Source organism: Limosilactobacillus caviae, assembly GCF_014635905.1.
Lineage (GTDB): Bacteria > Bacillota > Bacilli > Lactobacillales > Lactobacillaceae > Limosilactobacillus > Limosilactobacillus caviae.
Map to the genome: position 1 here is coordinate 551,009 of NZ_BMDS01000001.1, position 18,778 is coordinate 569,786.

Genomic DNA, 18,778 nt, shown 5'->3' on the forward strand with positions numbered 1-18,778 from the left:
ATATATTGTAGCTTTATTTTAGCTATCTGCCCATTTTTAGCGCTAAAATTAAGCGACATTTAATAATTAAGAAAATAGCGGACCTAAAGTTAGCAGACCAATTGGGGAAAATGATATAATAGTTGGATAATTTTAAGGAAAAGATACCCGAATTGTAAAATAAACTGATAAGAAGTTGAAAGGCAGGGAGTATGTAATGTCCGCAAGTACAGAAAAAGAACTAGAACAAAAATATCTTGATAATGTAATTGATAAAGTAAAACAGGCAGAGCAAAATGCTGAAGAAAAAATAAAAACTGCGCGACATGATATTAAGGGAATTAACAAGCAGATTGATGATATTCACTTAAATACCACTACCTACTCAGGAATGATGGATACGGCGATGTCTTTTCGTGCTCAGCAACAGATGTTAGATGAACGGCAAAATAGTTGGCAACACGCTGCTGATCGTTTAGCAACTTTACAGCGGCTTGAAAAGAAACCATACTTTGCCCGGATTGATTTTCGGGAAGAAGGTGCCACTGAGACAGAAAGTGTTTATATTGGACTGGCATCATTTACTGATAAGCCCGATCATTTCCTCGTATATGATTGGCGTGCTCCGATCTCTTCCGTTTACTATGAGGGAAAACTAGGCAAGGTGAAATACCAGACCCCAATTGGCGAGCAAGAAGTTGACCTAACCCTTAAACGGCAATTTCAAATTAAAGATGGCGTAATTGTAACGATTTTTGATACCGATGAACAAGTTGGCGACCAGATGCTTTTAGATGCGCTTGGTAATCACTCTAGTGCAAAAATGAAGAGCATTGTAACAACTATTCAACGGAAACAAAACGAAATTATTCGTGATACTAAAGATGACCTCTTATTTGTTCAAGGGGCTGCCGGATCTGGAAAAACTGCAGCAGTTTTACAACGGGTTGCCTGGTTGCTATACCGTTATCGCGGTAATTTAACATCATCACAGGTTGTATTATTCTCACCTAACCAGCTTTTTAATGATTATATTGACCAGGTTTTGCCAGAGCTGGGTGAACACAATATGGTTCAAATGACCTACTTCCAGTTTGCCAATCGACGGGTACCAAAATTACATGTTCAGAACTTAGAACAACGCTTTGAAAGTCATAATGATAAAATATCCCAAAATGCACAGCGGCTTTTGACTAGCCTGCGGTATTTTAATGCAACAGAACGTTATGCAAAGCACCTTGGTCATGCTAATATGCGCTTCCGTAATCTGATGTTTAACGGGAAAGTATTTTTAAGCAAAGATAAGATTAAAGAGATTTATTACTCCTTTAACAACAACTATAACCTGGGAAATAGGTTAGACGGAACCAAAGAGGAATTAATCAAATATCTTAACTACCGTGTTAGCAGCGAGATGCGGAATAAGTGGGTTGAAGATGAAATTCAAAGCTTGAGCAAGGAAGAGATTGATAATCTTTTTAATAACCAATCGCGTGAGTTTGACGATGAAGATAAAGAATACAAATTTCTTGCGCGACAGATCGTAATGCGTGCCTTTGCGCCGATTAAACGGGCAATTGATCATAATCAGTGGTTGAATATTAATGGACAGTTCCTTCATTTATTAAGGGTAACGCCGAAGCTGATTGATCTTGCAGATTATGGGATTAATGAATCGCAATGGAAAGAATACGTAGATGAGATAAAGGAAGGGCTGAAAAAGAGGAATGTTAGCGCTAATGGGATTACGATTTACTTGTACCTGTATGATTTAATTACTGGTAAGCGGGGACAGCGTGATATTCGTTATGTTTTTGTTGATGAAGTGCAAGACTATGATGCTTATCAGTTAGCTTACCTTAAATATCGTTTTCCGCGTGCTAAATTTACTTTGCTTGGTGACCTTAACCAAGCGATTTTTACCCATGAAAATAGCCGGTCACTGTTGCAACAATTAGGAACAATGTTTGATCCGGAAAAGACGAAAGTTGTGCAATTAACGAAATCATACCGTTCAACAAAGCAGATTACCGACTTTACCAAACATATTCTGATTGACGGTGAAGCTATCGAAGCATTTGAACGAGATGGTGCCAAGCCACAGGTATACCAGGTTAGCGATGAAGAAAGAGCAGTGGAAGATGTTATTGATATCCTTGACAAATATCAAGCGGATCATGATGCCGTTGCAATTATTGGTAAGACTTTAGCCGATAGTGAAGCCCTATATCAGAAATTGCTTGCTAAAAATGTTAAAACAACTTTAATTCGGACGGAGAACCAGCGTTTGGTAAAGGGACCGATTATCGTACCGTCATATTTAGCCAAGGGATTGGAATTTGACGCGGTAATTGTGTGGGATGCCAACGACCAGCAATATCATGGGGACGATGAGCGGCAACTGCTGTACACGATTTGTTCTCGAGCAATGCATGAATTAAGCTTAATTTCAATTGGAAACGTAACAAGTTTGCTTGACCAAGTACCAAATAATGAATATGAAAAAGTTAATGATGATAAATAAAATCAAGAGGAATATTGCACTTTCTTATATTAGCTTTATAATTTAAATATGTATAAAAAGTGAAGAATTAATTTCGACGAGGAGTAGTGTTTATGAGGGTTATTATTATCGGTTGTACCTTTGCGGGGATGACAGCCGCGTCACAAATTTTAAGGAGTCATCCAGATACAGAGGTCACAATTTATGATCGTAGTGCAGTGGTCCCCTCAGTTTCTTACGAGATTAATGACTATGATGACCAAGATGTGCAGATGCCTCGATTACGGACAGAGCTGAGTCCTGATCAATTAACAATCAGAGGCGCAGATGTGAAGATGGGCTATCTAGTGATGAGCATTGATCCACAACAAAAAACGGTTAAAGTGATGGGAATGTTAGATGACACCACATCTGAAGAACACTACGATAAATTGATTATCGCTAATGATTCAACAAGCGATGCCCCAGCCTTAAAAGGAATTGATAGTACTAACGTAACCTTAGTAAAAGATCAGCAAGATGCTAAGGCGGCTTTGCTTCTATCAACAGTTGACCAACAGATAGCTATTATCGGAAATACTCCGCTTAGTTTAGGACTAGTCGATGCGTTTCGGCAGCAAGGAAAAGAGATTGTTCTCATCACTAATGGCGAACCGGTCTTACACCAAAACTTTGAAGCAGAATACTCAAAGCGTGCTGAAGATATCCTAAAGGCTGATAACATTAAGGTTATTACTAATGAGCATGTGACTGAATTAAATGATAATGGTATTGGGATTACTGTTGTAACAGACGGGGGATCCTATAGTGTTAGCCGCGCTGTGGTAGAGGCAGGTCAAAAACCAGATACTTCTATTTATAACGGTGTGTTAGATATGGATGAAAAAGGTGTCATTACCGTTAACGAGTTTATCCAGACATCTGCCCCAGATGTATATGCAATTGGTGGCTCAACTACCGTCCACTATAATCCAACAGGAAAAGATATTTATAAGCCACAGCAAGCAGAAGCGGTTCGCCAAGCAGCAATTGTGGCGGAAAATGTAATTGGAAAACAAGTGCATGATTCAGGGACCCAGCTTAGTATGAGTCTTAACCTTCACGGGACGACAATGGCAGCAGTCGGCTTGACTTTTGAGCAAGCGCAGGCAGCAGGTTTTGATGCAGATGTAGTCACGATTGAAGATAATTATCGTCCAGAGTTTATGCCGTCAACGACCCCGGTATTAATGTCATTAATTTGGGATAAAGATTCGCAGCGGATTTTAGGGGCACAGATGATGAGTAAGCATGATATCTCTGAAACGATGAGCTTAATTTCATTGTGTATTCAAAATAAGAATACGATTGAGTTCTTAGGACTGTACGATACAATGTTCCAACCTAATTTTGACCGGCCATTTAATTACGTCAACATATTAGGCCAAGCAGCAATGGCTAAAGCAGGAAGCGAATAATCTGTTAAAATAGTAGAAGAAGATTTAATTTGTTGATTATGGGAGTAAAAAGGCTTACTTTAATCAAAGTAGGAATATAAAATGAGGTGTAGATATGAAAGTAGTTATTGTTGGCTGTACGCACGCGGGCACGATAGCAGCAACCCAGATTTTAAATGCGCATCCAGATACGGAAGTTGTAATTTATGAACGAAATGATAGTGTTTCATTCCTTTCATGTGGTATCGCGGTTTACTTAAGCGGTGAGGTTGGCGATCCCGATGCAATGTTTTACTCCAGCCCCCAGCAGCTGGAAAAAATGGGTGCGACTGTTAAGGTAAAACATAATGTATTGAGTGTTGATCCTACTACAAAAACACTTGAAATCGAGGATCAGGAAACTGGTAAACTAACAGCTGATTACTATGATAAATTAATTATTACAACTGGTTCATGGCCGGTAATTCCTCCTGTTTCAGGGCTTGAAAATAATAATTTATACTTATGTAAGACTTACTACCATGCTAAAAAGCTCTTCAATGTTGCCAAAGAATCAAAGCGGATTGTTGTCGTTGGTGGTGGATACATCGGAGTTGAGTTAGTTGAAGCATACCTCCGTCAAGGTCGAGAGGTCACTTTAATCAATAGTTCGGATCAGATGCTGCTTAAGTATTTTGACAAGCAGTACTCAGATCGTATTGGTCGAGTCTTTAAGGATCACAATGCCCACCTTGCACTTCGCCAACGGGTAACCGGTTTTAAGGATAATGGCAATGGTGGTGTGAGTGTATTAACCAATAACGGTAAGATCTATGATGCTGACATGGCTGTTCTTTGTGTTGGTTTCCGTCCTAATAGTGATTTGGTTCAGGGCAAACTAGAATTGCACCCTGATGGCACGATTAAAACTAATGCTTACATGCAAACTTCTGATCCTGATATTTATGCTGGTGGGGATGTAACATCAGTTCACTTTAACCCAACTAATACCGATCGCTATGTTCCTTTGGCTACTAATGCTGTTCGTCAAGGAACAATCGCTGGTGTAAATGTCTTTGGTAATAAGATGAAGTACATGGGAACCCAATCAACAACAGGATTGCACTTATTTGGTAATACAATGGTATGTACCGGGTTAACATTGCGAAAGGCTAAAGAATTCGGTATTGATGCGGATTCTGTAACGATTGAAGATAACTACCGTCCAGAGTTTATGCCGACAACGACCCCCGTCTTTATGACATTGGTATGGGAAAAGGGGACGCGACGGATTCTGGGTGCGCAATTTATGAGTAAGCATGATGTTTCGCAATCAGCTAACCTGGTATCGGTATGTATTCAAAATCGTAATTCAATTGATTTCCTTGCTTATGTTGATACCTTGTTCCAACCAAACTTTGACCGTCCGTTTAATTATGTTAACTTACTAGCGCAAGCGGCTGTTGAAAAAGAAGATAAGAAGAAATAAGAAAAAGCTGTAACTGAGAAATTCTCGGCTACAGCTTTTTGAGTATTCATTGTTGTTTTCGTAAAAATGGTACATCTTGGAAATTAATTTGCATGATTGCGTTAGCGAGTAAGAGGATTAAACCACCCCAAATTAGTGAAGGCGTGAGAGGGTCATACCCCATTAAAACAGACATCGTGCTGGCAAAAAATGATTCAAGCATCAGTAATAAACCCGCAGAAGTTGCATTTGTATAGCGTTGGGCAGTAATTTGCATTCCTTGAGCTAAAAAAGTAACGACAATTGCTAAGATTGCTAAAGGAACGAGGGCTTGTACCCAATGAACCTGTGCTAAACTAGCCCGCTCAAATAAAAAGGTTGTAATCCAGCCATATGTTCCCTGACATAAGCCAATCATAAAGATAACGACCCAGGGACTTGAAACTTTTGGCGCATACTTCCCGAAGAAGATTAACTGTAATGCCCAAAAGATTGCTGAAACAACTGTAAGAAAATCACCGAAATTTAACTGTAGTCCCGTGTTAATGACATTGGTGATTATAGCCATTCCGATAAGTGCAAGTGCAACCGCAAAATAAGTTTTTCGTTGTGGGCGCTCATGCCAGAATAACCATAGGAGCAGAGGAGCAATCGCAACGTAAAGGGTAGTCAGAAAAGCATTCTTAGCTGGTGTGGTATAGCGTAATGCATCGGTCTGTAAAAAATAACCCAGGAAATTAATTGTTCCCATCATCAGTCCTAGCTTGAAATCTACCCAAGTCATTCGGTTGATCTGGCGATGGAAAATAATGTAACCGGCAATTACGCACATTGTTCCTCGACAAGCGTTAATAACTCCAGAGTGCATTCCGGCTTGAATTGTTAATTTGGCAAAAACATAACTGCTTCCCCATAAAATAGCGACAAGCAGTAGCATGAAATTAGCTTTTTTCTTTGAAATTATTCTCAGTCCCTTCGATTATTTAGTGATATTTAATATTAACACGCACAGTTACTCGCGAAAAGTGATCAATAAGATAAAAGCATGATATAATTTTTAACTTTTTGGAAAAATAAAATTGTACGGTTGCGGTCCTCTCATTAGTGTATTATTGTTAATAATGATATTTTTTTATGGAGGAACGACTATGAAAACAGCGTTGCAGAAGCTCCGCCGTGTTTTGAATACGAAGCTCGGTTTTTTTCTGCTTGTTGTACTCTTATTTTGTTTAAAGAGTTATTGGGCTTATCAAAACGAATTTAACTTAGGTGTAAAAGGAAGTATGCAGCATTTCCTTTTAGCATTTAATACGATTCCAAGTGCCCTTGTATTTTTAGGGATTGCATTATATTTCCGGGGTCGCTTATCTTATTGGATGATGCTGATTATTAATGCCGCCCTATCGACATGGCTCTTTGCGAATATTTTGTACTATCGAGAATTTTCAGATTTCATTACGTTTAACGTGATTAAGGGGTCTGGAGCAGCTTCAAATAACCTTGGTAAGAGTTTAATGGGGATTTTGCGTCCCGAAGACTTTTTAGTTTACTTGGACGTTGTAATCTTAGCGATCATTTTAATCTTCCACTTTGTCCGTGTTGATATGCGGCGGTTTAAGATTAGATACGCGATGACGATTACTGCTCTAGGTTTTGTCCTTTTTGGGGTTAACTTGGGAATGGCGGAAAGCGACCGTTCACAACTCCTTACGCGGACTTTTGATAATAACTACATTGTTAAGTACCTTGGTCTTGAAGCCTATACAATCTATGACGGTGTTAAGACGACCAATAATAGTGTGGTAAAGGCTCGCGCTAACCGAAATGAATTAAAGCCGGTTTTGCATTTTATTCATAGTAATTACGCTGCGCCAAATGTTGAGTATTATGGCAAGGCTAAGGGCAAGAATATCTTCATAATTCACTTAGAGAGTTTACAGCAGTTCATGATTGACTATAAGCAGGATGGGCAGGAAGTAATGCCAAACCTTAACAAGCTGTATCATGCAAACGATACATTAGCATTTGATAACTTCTTCCATCAAGTGGGTCAAGGTAAGACTGCTGATGCTGAAACAATGCTTGAAAACTCATTATTTGGATTACCAGAAGGATCAGCAATGGTTACTGATGGAACAACCAATACTTTCCAATCAGCACCTGCACTTCTCCATCAAAAGCTGGGATATACTACAGCGTCATTCCACGGTGACGTACCTAGTTTCTGGAACCGTGACAATGCCTACAAGTCATTTGGCTACCAGTACTTCTTTAGTAAAGAATACTATCCAAAGACTAAGGATTATGATGCTGGATATGGAATGAAGGATAAGATCTTCATGAAAGAGTCAGCTCACTACATTGAACAACTTCCGCAGCCATTCTATGCCAAAATTATTACGGTTACTAATCACTACCCATACATTCTTGATAAAAAGAATAAGGATATTGAAGCATGGAAGACGGGCGATGATACAGTTGACCCGTATGTCCAAACTGCCCGTTACTTAGATGAATCACTTGGCGAATTCCTTGACTATCTTGATAAAAGCGGTTTGCGGCAAAACAGTGTGTTAGTTCTTTATGGGGATCATTATGGAATCTCTAATAATCACCAACCAGCGATTGCTCAGATTTTAGGCAAGAAGAAGGTTACTAATTACGATTTAGCAATGTTCCAAAAAGTACCGTTTATGATTAATATGCCTGGATTAAAGGGTGGTATTAACCATACTTATGGTGGAGAAATCGATGTATTGCCAACGCTTGAAGACTTGCTAGGGATTAGCTCTAAGAATTATATCCAATTTGGTCAGGATTTACTTTCACCTGAAAACAAGCAGATTGTTCCATTTAGAAATGGTGATTGGGTAACGCCAAAGTACACTAAGTATAATGGTGACTACTATTACACTAAGAATGGTAAACAGATCACCCATCAAACTGCTGCTCAGCGGAAAGAAATTGGTGAGATTCAAAAGTATGTCACAACGGACCTTGGATTGTCAGACAAGGTGGTAAACGGTGACTTGCTACGGTTCTATAAGCTGCCAGGTTTTAAGAAAGTTGATAAGAAGCAATATACTTATAACCTTAAGAAGAGTTTGAAGAACCTCCAAAAGCAACAGAAGAAACAAAAGACAAGTTTGAAGACGGAAAATAATAACCAAAGTACACTCGATGATTACACAACCGATGCACCAGAGTTAAAAGATTATCCGAAATTAAACTTCCCTAAACCATAGTAAAATAGCAAAGAGGCTGGGTTATTCCCAACCTCTTTTGTTATGTAAAGTAAAATAGTTGCGTTGTGTAAATTATTTGATAAAATGTTTAGGTGTTCACAAGCAAGATTAGACTTTAATTGCGCTTATAATATGTTACTATAAAACATGAGTAACCGTTTTCAGAACGGGATAAAATAAAGGATTTTGCGTAATGGATGAATGGATGAATTACGAACAATTTGACCGCCAAACTTGGCATAGCTTTTTTCCAACTGATTCAGTTCGGTTAACACAAGGTAATTTGGACGAGATTAAGTCACTGAATGACCGAATTTCGATTGAGGATGTCCAAGATGTATATTTGCCCTTGATAAAGTTAATCCAACTTCGCTATCAGAATTTTTTGGAATGGCAGATGCAAAAGGCGAATTTCTTACAACGTTCAACAGTTCGTGTACCTTATATTATTGGCATAGCTGGCTCGGTCGCAGTCGGAAAGAGTACAATTGCGCGGTTAATTAGTATTCTTTTAAATAAGATGCTCCCAGATAAGCGAGTTGAACTGATGACGACAGATGGTTTTTTATATCCCAATGTTGAACTTGAACGACGGGGAATTATGGATCGGAAAGGTTTCCCTGAATCGTATGATATGGAAAAGCTTCTTAAGTTCCTTAATGACGTCAAGGCTGGTGAGCCGGTTGTCAAGGCGCCGACATATTCGCACCAGGTTTATGATGTTCAACTGGATAAACCGCTTGTTATTGATCGCCCAGATATTTTAATTGTCGAAGGAATCAACACGTTACAGTTACCAAGCAACCAACAGTTATACGTAAGTGATTATTTTGACTGGTCCCTGTATGTTGACGCTGATTCAGATTTAATTGAGCATTGGTACCTGCAACGATTTGGAATGCTACTTGAGACTGCCTTTACCGATCCGTCTAATTATTACTACCCTTATTCACAGGGAGATCGGCAAGAAGCGTTTGAGATGGCTAAGGATGTTTGGCAACGAGTAGATTTGCCTAACTTACGCGAATTTATCCTTCCAACAAAGAGCCGTGCTGATGTAATACTTCATAAAACTACTGGGCATGTGGTTGATAAGCTATATTTACGGCGGGGCTAATTATGCGGTAAGCCAGCTGTAAAGATCAATTACCTGAATGTCAGGATTAAGGTGGGCATAGTTAAGTGCTGGTTTGACCGTAACCAGTACTTTTTTATATTTAGCTGATAATTGTTTGAGACCGCAAACCGCGTGCCGATATGCGGCATCATCCGCAAGAGAATATGCAATCTGAATGCAGGTGAAAATACTATTCTTAACCGCGACAAACGTGATTTCATTATCCTTAACCCGCCCGCTATATACTTGATACCCCTGGCTAAGGAGATCGATAAAAACAATATTTTCAAGGATCCGTTGTGAAAGGACGTTTTTCTTGAGAGTTAATGCTTGCCGAATACTTGGGTCAACCGGATAATAACGGACATTGGTACTTTTTACGTGATGCCTTGAAAAATCATATTCGTTGCAGGGATAAAAGATGAATGAATTTTGTAAAAACTGGAGGTAAAAGTCAACGGTTTTATTCGATGTTGTAATACTATGCTGTTTGAGACTATCCACAATTTGCGAAATATTTTGAGTTGTTCCAGCATGGTGGGCGAGGTGGTGAGCAAGCTGTTTAGTTAACCCTGGATTACAGAGGGTGGCTTGTTGAGTAAAATCGGTAATAATGATTGTGTTGATAATACCGTTAACGTAATTGATTAGGTTGATCGGGCCATGGATTTCGTGGGTATAGGGAAAGCCGCCAGTATTTAAATATTGATATAGGGTTTGGGAATCAGCTTCTTGTTGGTTCCTTTTTAGGTATTCACGATAGCTGCATGGAAAAACGGGGATAACAACGTGGGGTGTTAGTTGTTTAAGATTTTGTTCCTCAAGAATAATATTATTAGAGCTTGCGATATAAATATCAGTGTTAGTTAAGGAATTAAGTGCATTAACTACCTGCGCAAATTGCGGAACGACTTCGATTTCATCTAAGAATAGGTAATTCATTTGGTGTTTGCAGAGCCGACCAACGATAAATTGTAAAAGGTATTCAGGATTGCATAGCTCATTGTCAAGTAAGTATTCGAAATTAATAACTTGGATCTGACTTGGTGAAATCTCCTGCCGACGAAGCGTTGCACGGAATTGTTCAAGAATAGTGGTCTTTCCGCACCGCCGAACACCCACCAGAATCTTTATTGATGGCTGATCCATATTATCTAATAACGGATTAAGGTATTTTGTCCGAATAAACATATTACACCTCAAGTAAAAAAATATAATCAACTAAATTTTACCAAAACGTGAAAACGCATTCAAACATCTAGATTTGGAACGTATTACAAATTTAACATTGTGAATTATGGTAAAAAGTAAAGCTAAAAGTAAAAAAATAAACTTTTTAGCCTTGATTTATCAACACTGGGAACGGTTGCGCATAATTTTATTGATTATAATGGTTGACAATGGTTACGACACCGCTTAAGAAAGATATAGATTAAATGATACGAGGAGGTCATCATCATGAGCAAAAAGGATAACGAAGCTCAAGTGCTTGAAACACAGGCAGTCGATGAAGAATTACGTTTATTAAATCTTGATCTTGAAAATTAAACCAATAAACACTCTCAATAAAATTCCATCTAAAAACAGGGCTAGGCGATATAACCTAGTCTTTTTGTTTAAGACAGGAATTAATCATTGACCGAACCCTTTTCGGCCTGTAAACTAGCCTTTAAGAATAAAAATTTGAACAAAGGAAGTGTCATTGTGGCAAACATCAATTTAGATGCGTTTGATAAGATCATCGTGTTAGATTTTGGTAGCCAGTATAATCAATTAATTACTCGGCGTTTGCGTGATTTTGGGATTTACTCAGAATTATTGTCCCATAAGCTGACCGCGGACGAGATTAAAGAGATTAATCCTAAGGGTATTATTTTCTCTGGTGGGCCAAACAGTGTTTATGATCCTAATGCATTCAAAGTGGATCCAGAAATTTTTAAGCTCGGTATTCCAATTTTGGGTATTTGTTATGGGATGCAGTTAATGTCATATGACCTTGGAGGTAAGGTTGAAAAAGCTGATAACTCTGAATATGGTCGTGCAGATATTGAGGTTCTTAATGACGATGCCGTATTATTCAAAGGTTTGCCAAAGAAGCAATATGTATGGATGAGTCATGGTGATTTAGTAACGCAGGCGCCAGCTGGCTTTGAAGTTACTGCGACTAGCAAGAACTGTCCAATTGCCTCTATTGCTGACAATGACCGTAAATTCTATGGTGTTCAATTCCACCCTGAAGTTCGTAACTCCGAATATGGGTTAGACATCTTACGGCGATTTGCCTTTGATGTTTGCGGTGCTCAAGCAAACTGGACAATGGATGACTTTATCGATATGCAGATTGATGAGATCCGCCAAGAAGTCGGTGATAAGAAAGTTATCCTGGGTCTTTCTGGTGGTGTTGATTCTAGTGTTACTGCTGTATTGATCCATAAGGCAATTGGTGACCAGTTAACTTGTATCTTTGTAGACCACGGATTGTTACGGAAGAACGAAGCTGACCAAGTAATGGATGCGTTGAGCCGTGACCTTGGTGTTAACATTATTAAGGTTGACGCTGCGGATCGCTTCTTAGGTAAGCTGGAAGGCGTTACTGATCCAGAGCAAAAGCGGAAGATTATCGGTAAAGAATTTATCGAAGTCTTTAACGAAGAAGCCAAGAAGATTCCTGATGCTGACTTCCTTGCACAAGGAACGCTTTACACCGATGTGATTGAATCTGGAACTGATACTGCCCAGACAATTAAGTCACACCATAACGTTGGTGGTCTGCCAAAGAAGCTTGGTTTCAAGTTAATTGAACCATTACGGAAGCTCTTTAAGGATGAAACCCGTGAACTTGGTGAAAAACTTGGTATTCCGCATGAATTAGTATGGCGGCAACCATTCCCAGGTCCAGGTCTTGGTATCCGGGTTATTGGTGAAATCACTCCAGAAAAGCTGGAAATTGTTCGTGAAAGTGATGCCATTCTTCGGGAAGAAATTAAGAAGGCTGGCTTGGACGAAGAAATCTGGCAATACTTCACTGTCTTACCAGGTATTCGTTCAGTTGGGGTCATGGGTGATGGTCGGACGTACGATTACGCCGTTGCTATTCGGGCCGTAACCTCAATTGATGGAATGACGGCTGACTTTGCCAAGATTCCATGGGATGTCCTCCAAAAGATTTCGGTACGGATTGTAAACGAAGTCGATCACGTTAACCGGATCCTTTACGATGTCACGAGTAAGCCGCCGTCGACGATTGAGTATGAATAGAATTATAATGTAACTTAGTATTGGAATAGCGATATAACGGCATTTTGGCAGTGTTAAAGCTTGGCCAACTCATTAAAAATAACATGTTTGTTTGCCAAAGTGTTTGCCATATAAAGAAAGCATCCAGTGTCAAAACTGGGTGCTTTTACTATAGGAATGGAAGATATTTTTATATAACTTTGACATTTTTCAATAGTGATGTAAGGTTATTGGATATGATGAGCTATGTACTGGTAAGAATCAAAGAATGATGACGTAAGTCAGTTAAATGATCAATACAAGAATTTAACGCGTTAAATTCATAACTAATTTGGAGTACTCCTTGCAATGGTATAAGGATGAAGTCGAATCTTCTAGTCAGCATAATTAAAATTTACAAAGTTTATTAATCCTTGATATATCAACATTTTACGAAGGTATATCAAGGATTATTTTTGTTTATTTAAGAATGTTATGCATACGGCTGTGCACACAGAAAAACTGTGTGCATGAGCTTACATCGGGAAAAGGCTGTATACACTGACTTGATGGGCTTTATGCCCATTTTTTTGTGTGCATTCTAGTGATTTCAATTTGTAAAAGCGATTAATAAAAAGTTCAGATGTTACATTATCCTCACAACTTGTTTATTCATTCAGTTAAATTAGGAAATTCTTCAGTGTCAAATATTTGTTGAAGTTGGTCAGCGTCTTGAATGATGTCATAGTAATAGCCGTGTTGATTATTCCAGGCCATGATTGCAGAAATCTTACCGAAAGTAAACCAAATCTGACTGTTGGAGCTGTCGGCATCTGTCATTACTAATTTGAGAATAGTTTTTAAAACTACTTCCTGAAATTCGCTGTCTGCTCGCTGGCGGTTGATAACCTGATGACCCAAGTCAGAAGTCTCGTTTGAGATTGATCGTAGAAAATAGAATGGTGTTGTATTGAATTCGTTGATGGAGAAACTTGACTGGTCAACCATTGTCATCATTATCTGTTCAACCAAGTCGTACTTATCCCGATAATGCAGGTAAAAGGTGTTGCGATTAATCAGCGCCTTGTTGACAATGTCGGTTACCGTAATTTTACTGAATGTCTTCTTTAATAGGAGGTCAGCCAGTGCTTGTTGAATTTCTCGCTGGGTGCGTAATTTTCTTAAATCCGCCACTTTATCACCGCTTTCTAAACACTGTCGCTTTAATTGGCAGTCCTATTTTATTATCTATAGTTTATTAAAATTATGCTGACTATAATTTAGAAAGTCAATAAAGAAAGAGGAGAGAGTATGGGAAAACTACTAAAGAAAATTGGTCAGTGTATGGCCAAACACAAGTGGACCGCGATCATTATATGGTTAGTAGCGCTACTCGGCTTCGGAACTATCGTAGCTAAGTTAGGCTCCGACTACAATGAGTCACTATCCATCTCAGGAATTCCATCAACTGAGATTCAATCAACCTTAAAGAAGGAATTTCACCAGGACACTGATCATGGAACCCTTCAGGTTGTAATAAAAACCAAAGATAAGAAAGGATTATTGCAACCAAAAACAGAACAGGCAATTAATAGTGCTGTAACTAAGGCAAAGGAAAAACCACATGTATCGTCTGTTACTAACCCTTATCAGGAACAAAAGTTTAGCAAAGATCTGACGACTACCTACGCCACGGTAACCTACGACCAGAAGACAAATTCGGTTACTCCAGCGACAATCCATAAGACACAACAAGCCTTTAAAACACTAGATGACCAGAAAGGTGTCGAGGTAGAATACACCGGAACCGTTTCAATTCACCCGATGGGGGTTAATGAAATTGCTGAGCTGATTGGTGTCGCAATCGCTTTCGTCTTCATGATGGTTCTCTTTCGTTCCTTTATCACGGCAGGCCTACCAATTATTAGTGCGGTTACTGGTTTGGCACTGGGTCTTATAGTTATCGGAATTGGTTCTAACTACTTTGAGACCGCATCAGTTGCCCAGAGTTTGGCAATGATCCTCAGCTTAGCCTGTGGGATTGATTACGCCCTCTTCATCATCAACCGTTATCGGACTAATCGTGCGACACAAAATGATTACCTTACAGCTCTTGGTGATGCCATGGGAACTGCAGATAGTTCAGTACTATTTGCAGGAATCACAGTCATTATTGCAGTATCGGGCTTAAGTCTGGTTGGTATTGACTTCTTGACGCAAATGGGACTAGCTGCTGCTGTTGGGGTAGCTTTTGCGGTCTTATCAGCAATGACTCTGTTACCAGCACTGATTTCGTTAGCTCATCGGCACATTAAACCAGCAAAAGAAGAACTACATCACCGCAAGAACAAAAGTGGGATAGTTGAACATACGATTATCAAGCAACCGTTTGTCACTGCGATTGCCAGTGTGCTGGTTCTTATAGCATTTGCCATTCCGTCTGGTCATATGAGATTGGGAATGCCTTATAATGGCGCATTACCAACCAACCAGACTGAACGAAAGGCTTATGATATTCTGTCCGATAAGTTTGGTGAGGGAATCAATGGTCAATTAATTATTGTTGCCAAGTTAGATAAGAATGCCAGTCCGCAGGAAAAACAACAGACAGTCATGAAGATCACCGATCATCTGTCCAATATGAAGTACGTCAAGATGGCGACACCGGGGATGATCAGTGGCGGAGGTAAAGTTGGCTCTGGTCAATCCGGAATGCAACAAGGACGGCAGCCTCAACCTGGTCAAATGAATAATTCTCAGCAACCTGGTAGTACCACAAGTGCTGCTCAACAATCCGCTAAACAGAAGCAAATGGCTGGTCAAGGACAGCCCGGTCAGCAAGCAAGTGCTGCTCAGCAACAGATGATGCTTCAGCAGTCAGGTGGTAAGCTACCCGACGGAAACTATGCTGTCTTCATGGTGATTCCTACTCATGGACCTGAATCAGTTAAGACTGATAAGTTAGCTCACAATATAAAGAAATATTCCAAGACAACTGAAGATAAGATGAATACCAAACTCATTCTCACAGGATCCAACGCTATCAATATCGATATCGTTCAAAAGCTAAACCAAGCCATTCCAATATTTGCTGGAATTGTTATGGCACTGGCCTTTGTCTTAATGATGTTAGTTTTCCGTTCCTTCATTGTCCCGCTAGTTGCTATGGCTGGCTTTGGAATGTCACTCTTGGCATCATTTGGTGCCTTGACTGCTGTTATGCAAGATGCCGTTATGCACACTGTTTTCGGTATTAGTAAGGGAGCACCGATTATTGCTTTCTTACCAGTGATTGCAATTGGAATCTTATTTGGTCTGGCAATGGACTATGAAGTTTTCCTAGTATCACGGATTCGGGAGATTTACCTGTTAACTGGGGATACTACTGAGGCAGTTCGCATCGGTATGCGCGAAAACGCTAAGGTTATCATTACCGCTGGGTTAATTATGATTTCCGTATTCGGTAGTTTTGCCGTTACTACTAACCCAACTAGCAAGTCAATCGGATTAGCATTAGCCTTTGGGGTCTTCTTTGATGCCTTTATTGTCCGATTGATCTTTGTACCAGCAATGATCAAGCTTTGTGGTAAGTGGAACTGGATCTTCCCAGGGATGCGGACAAGCAAGATCGAACAACAAAAACGTGAAAAATAGAAAGGATAAATTAATATGACTGAAGAATTTATAAAATTCAACAATCCTTGGTCGTCACAGAAATTCAGTAAGAATATGTTACAAGACGCCCTCGTCAAACATGTTTTAGGGTTAGTTAATTACCGGATGGCCGATGTCGGTGAAGTCTTAGATGTAAACGCTAATTTGAAGAATGGTGACGAACAGACCTGGATCAGCGCCTGGGCTACGATGGCAAATCGTTTGCAGGAGCGGGCGGTACAATATGAACAAGCTAACAAGCTGGTCAGTGCAGGTAGCGCATACCTTCGTGCTTCAACCTATTGGCGAGTTGCTTTGATGTACTTCGGAGATGTTGCGGATCCGCGAATCAGACAGTATTGTAGACTTAGCCAGAGTTGTTATGATAAGTCAATGAAACTTTCCGGGTATCCCGGTAAAGCAATTGAAATTCCTTATGAAAATACGACTCTGCCAGGGCACTATTTTCAGTCACCACACGCTAACGGAAAGTCGCCACTGCTGATTGTCGTTCCTGGTCGTGATACTTAGGCCGATGATACACGTTGGGTAACAGACGCTGCAATTAAGCGTGGCATTAATGCTTTGACCTTTGATGGCCCAGGTCAGGGAATGACCCTTCGACTTCAGGGGTTATCATTCCGACCTGATTTTGAAAACGTCATGAAACCTGTCTTAGATTTTGCTGAGGGACTGTCTGACGTCGATCCATCACGAATTGGTGTGATGGGAATGAGCTTTGGCGGCTTCCAGGTTCCTCGGGCAGCAGCTTTTGATAAGCGAATCAAGGTATGCATTGCTGATCCTGGTAATATCGCTTGGGGCAAAATGATTGGACAGCGTTTAAACAAAATTCTAGCCTTGCCAAAAAGATTACGACCAGCAATGTTGGAATACATGCTTAAAGATTATACCTGGAAGCATGGTTGCTCTGAAAAAGAATTATTGCCGGAGTTAGCTAAATATGACAACAGCGATATCATTGATCAAATTCAATCCAAAGTATTGGTGCTGAATGGGGCCGCTGAGATTAATCCAGAGGCTGCTAAGGAATTCTATAATCAGCTAACCTGTCCGAAGGATTACTTGTTTTTTGATGAGAATTCAACAGCCCAACAGCATACACAGATGGGCGGTTATGCTCCGGCGAGTGAAATGATTTTTAACTGGATCGAAGATAACCTATAGGGGGCTTGTTAAATGAAACTTTGCATTTTTGGTGCAACCGGACGGACCGGAGAAGAACTGGTTCTCCAGTCTTTAGAAAAGAAATATTCAGTTATTGCCTATGTTCGTCACCCAGATAAGTTAACTCATCGTGATCAAATAACGGTAGTAACTGGTGAATTAAACGATATTGATAAAATGGCGTCGGCTATGAAAGGTTGTGATGCGGTTTTAGTGGCGCTTGGTAATCCGGTTTCTAATAGCAGTGGAAAATTGTTTGCTCTTGCTATTCCAAACATTATTGAAGCAATGGATAAAGCAGGAGTTAAACGCCTAATCAGCCTGTCAGCATTAGGTGTTGGTGCTACTTATGAAAATACCCGTTATCCATATCGGATGGGGGCTAAAGGATTTTTAAAGGGAAATTTTGCTGATCATGAGGCTGGTGAAAAGCAGTTACCGCCTTCTGATCTCGATTGGACGACTATTCATCCCGGTCCACTATTTAACGGAGAAAGAAGTGAAAATCCGCTGGTTAGGGATGTAGCATCTGGCTACAAAATGCCAGGAGCACCGCGTACTAACCGAGCAGACGTGGCTAAGGTGATGTTGCAGATTATTGATGACCCACAGACCTACATGAAGCAACTTATCATGTGTTCTAAGCAAGATGATTAAGATGATTGTTACGTTTAATAGTGTTCAACACTGAAATAAAAGTAGTTAAACTACAAAATCCTCGACCGGTTTTGGTCGGGGATTTTTTTATTAGTGCGCCCGGCATGGGTATTAGCTAGGTGGTGAAAGTCCACTATGGGCCGTAGTAGTCGGAACCATGAGCTGAGGACAAGGGTGTCCACCGTGAGGTGGAATCTGAAGGAAGTCTAAGGCAAAGTACTGCATCGATGAACAAGAAGTAGCTATAAGGCTGAAATTAACTGGATAAGGCTGCTAGACAAGTTGAAGTCCAATACTACTCGAAGTTGGTCTCAGTAAAGCTAACGATGACATGGT

Annotated in this window: 13 protein-coding genes; 10 read left to right on the forward strand and 3 right to left on the reverse strand. The window is 39.9% G+C overall.

Translation table 11 applies throughout. The features are described from left to right. Window positions 1-196: 196 nt before the first annotated feature. The 3 genes from helD to IEU90_RS02425 all read left to right on the forward strand — a co-directional run bounded on the left by helD (window position 197) and on the right by IEU90_RS02425 (window position 5,386). Window positions 197-2,503, forward strand: coding sequence for an RNA polymerase recycling motor HelD (gene helD / locus IEU90_RS02415; RefSeq protein ID WP_188357661.1), 2,307 nt, complete (start codon window positions 197-199; stop codon window positions 2,501-2,503). 92 nt (window positions 2,504-2,595) lie between these two features. Then, entirely contained in the window at window positions 2,596-3,939 is a 1,344-nt protein-coding gene (locus IEU90_RS02420; RefSeq protein ID WP_188357662.1) for an FAD-dependent oxidoreductase, read from the forward strand. Window positions 3,940-4,033: 94 nt separating this feature from the next. After that, complete coding sequence (locus IEU90_RS02425; RefSeq protein WP_188357663.1) at window positions 4,034-5,386, forward strand: FAD-dependent oxidoreductase; 1,353 nt, start codon at window positions 4,034-4,036, stop codon at window positions 5,384-5,386. A gap of 46 nt (window positions 5,387-5,432) precedes the next feature. Here the strand turns inward: IEU90_RS02425 and IEU90_RS02430 are convergent, their stop codons facing one another. Then, a complete protein-coding gene (locus IEU90_RS02430) occupies window positions 5,433-6,302 on the reverse strand; it encodes a DMT family transporter (protein WP_188357664.1) in 870 nt (289 codons plus the stop codon). Window positions 6,303-6,513: 211 nt separating this feature from the next. On the opposite strand from IEU90_RS02430, the gene IEU90_RS02435 reads away from it, so the two are divergent. Next, a complete protein-coding gene (locus IEU90_RS02435) occupies window positions 6,514-8,610 on the forward strand; it encodes an LTA synthase family protein (RefSeq protein WP_153709085.1) in 2,097 nt (698 codons plus the stop codon). 193 nt (window positions 8,611-8,803) lie between these two features. Then, the gene (gene coaA / locus IEU90_RS02440) at window positions 8,804-9,727 is read left to right on the forward strand and encodes a type I pantothenate kinase (protein WP_153709084.1); all 924 of its coding nucleotides are present in this window, start codon (window positions 8,804-8,806) and stop codon (window positions 9,725-9,727) included. Here the strand turns inward: coaA and IEU90_RS02445 are convergent, their stop codons facing one another. Beyond that, window positions 9,728-10,918, reverse strand: coding sequence for an ATP-binding protein (locus IEU90_RS02445; RefSeq protein WP_153709083.1), 1,191 nt, complete (start codon window positions 10,916-10,918; stop codon window positions 9,728-9,730). Between the two features lie 513 nt (window positions 10,919-11,431). Here IEU90_RS02445 and guaA point away from each other — a divergent pair. Beyond that, entirely contained in the window at window positions 11,432-12,985 is a 1,554-nt protein-coding gene (gene guaA, locus IEU90_RS02450) for a glutamine-hydrolyzing GMP synthase (protein WP_163704564.1), read from the forward strand. 630 nt (window positions 12,986-13,615) lie between these two features. Here guaA and IEU90_RS02455 read toward each other — a convergent pair. After that, a complete protein-coding gene (locus IEU90_RS02455; RefSeq protein ID WP_153709081.1) occupies window positions 13,616-14,137 on the reverse strand; it encodes a TetR/AcrR family transcriptional regulator in 522 nt (173 codons plus the stop codon). A 117-nt stretch (window positions 14,138-14,254) separates the two neighbouring features. Between IEU90_RS02455 and IEU90_RS02460 the strand changes: the two genes are divergently transcribed. From IEU90_RS02460 to IEU90_RS02470, 4 genes are all read left to right on the forward strand, one after another. Then, the gene (locus IEU90_RS02460; protein WP_153709080.1) at window positions 14,255-16,597 is read left to right on the forward strand and encodes an MMPL family transporter; all 2,343 of its coding nucleotides are present in this window, start codon (window positions 14,255-14,257) and stop codon (window positions 16,595-16,597) included. A 75-nt stretch (window positions 16,598-16,672) separates the two neighbouring features. After that, window positions 16,673-17,128, forward strand: coding sequence for an alpha/beta hydrolase (locus IEU90_RS11250; protein WP_229723538.1), 456 nt, complete (start codon window positions 16,673-16,675; stop codon window positions 17,126-17,128). 54 nt (window positions 17,129-17,182) lie between these two features. Continuing rightward, window positions 17,183-17,785 (forward strand): alpha/beta hydrolase family protein, encoded by a 603-nt coding sequence (locus IEU90_RS11255; RefSeq protein WP_229723540.1) that lies wholly within the window; start codon window positions 17,183-17,185, stop codon window positions 17,783-17,785. Window positions 17,786-17,797: 12 nt separating this feature from the next. Continuing rightward, window positions 17,798-18,442, forward strand: coding sequence for an NAD(P)-dependent oxidoreductase (locus IEU90_RS02470; protein ID WP_188357665.1), 645 nt, complete (start codon window positions 17,798-17,800; stop codon window positions 18,440-18,442). Window positions 18,443-18,778: the final 336 nt, after the last annotated feature.

What these genes read in the sequence shown, in the direction of transcription:
- helD (WP_188357661.1), top strand. Translation starts at nt 197, where the DNA reads ATGTCCGCAAGTACAGAAAAAGAACTAGAACAAAAATATCTTGATAAT.
- IEU90_RS02420 (WP_188357662.1), top strand. Translation starts at nt 2,596, where the DNA reads ATGAGGGTTATTATTATCGGTTGTACCTTTGCGGGGATGACAGCCGCG.
- IEU90_RS02425 (WP_188357663.1), top strand. Translation starts at nt 4,034, where the DNA reads ATGAAAGTAGTTATTGTTGGCTGTACGCACGCGGGCACGATAGCAGCA.
- IEU90_RS02430 (WP_188357664.1), bottom strand. Translation starts at nt 6,302, where the DNA reads ATGCTACTGCTTGTCGCTATTTTATGGGGAAGCAGTTATGTTTTTGCC.
- IEU90_RS02435 (WP_153709085.1), top strand. Translation starts at nt 6,514, where the DNA reads ATGAAAACAGCGTTGCAGAAGCTCCGCCGTGTTTTGAATACGAAGCTC.
- coaA (WP_153709084.1), top strand. Translation starts at nt 8,804, where the DNA reads ATGGATGAATGGATGAATTACGAACAATTTGACCGCCAAACTTGGCAT.
- IEU90_RS02445 (WP_153709083.1), bottom strand. Translation starts at nt 10,918, where the DNA reads ATGTTTATTCGGACAAAATACCTTAATCCGTTATTAGATAATATGGAT.
- IEU90_RS02460 (WP_153709080.1), top strand. Translation starts at nt 14,255, where the DNA reads ATGGGAAAACTACTAAAGAAAATTGGTCAGTGTATGGCCAAACACAAG.
- IEU90_RS11250 (WP_229723538.1), top strand. Translation starts at nt 16,673, where the DNA reads ATGTTACAAGACGCCCTCGTCAAACATGTTTTAGGGTTAGTTAATTAC.
- IEU90_RS02470 (WP_188357665.1), top strand. Translation starts at nt 17,798, where the DNA reads ATGAAACTTTGCATTTTTGGTGCAACCGGACGGACCGGAGAAGAACTG.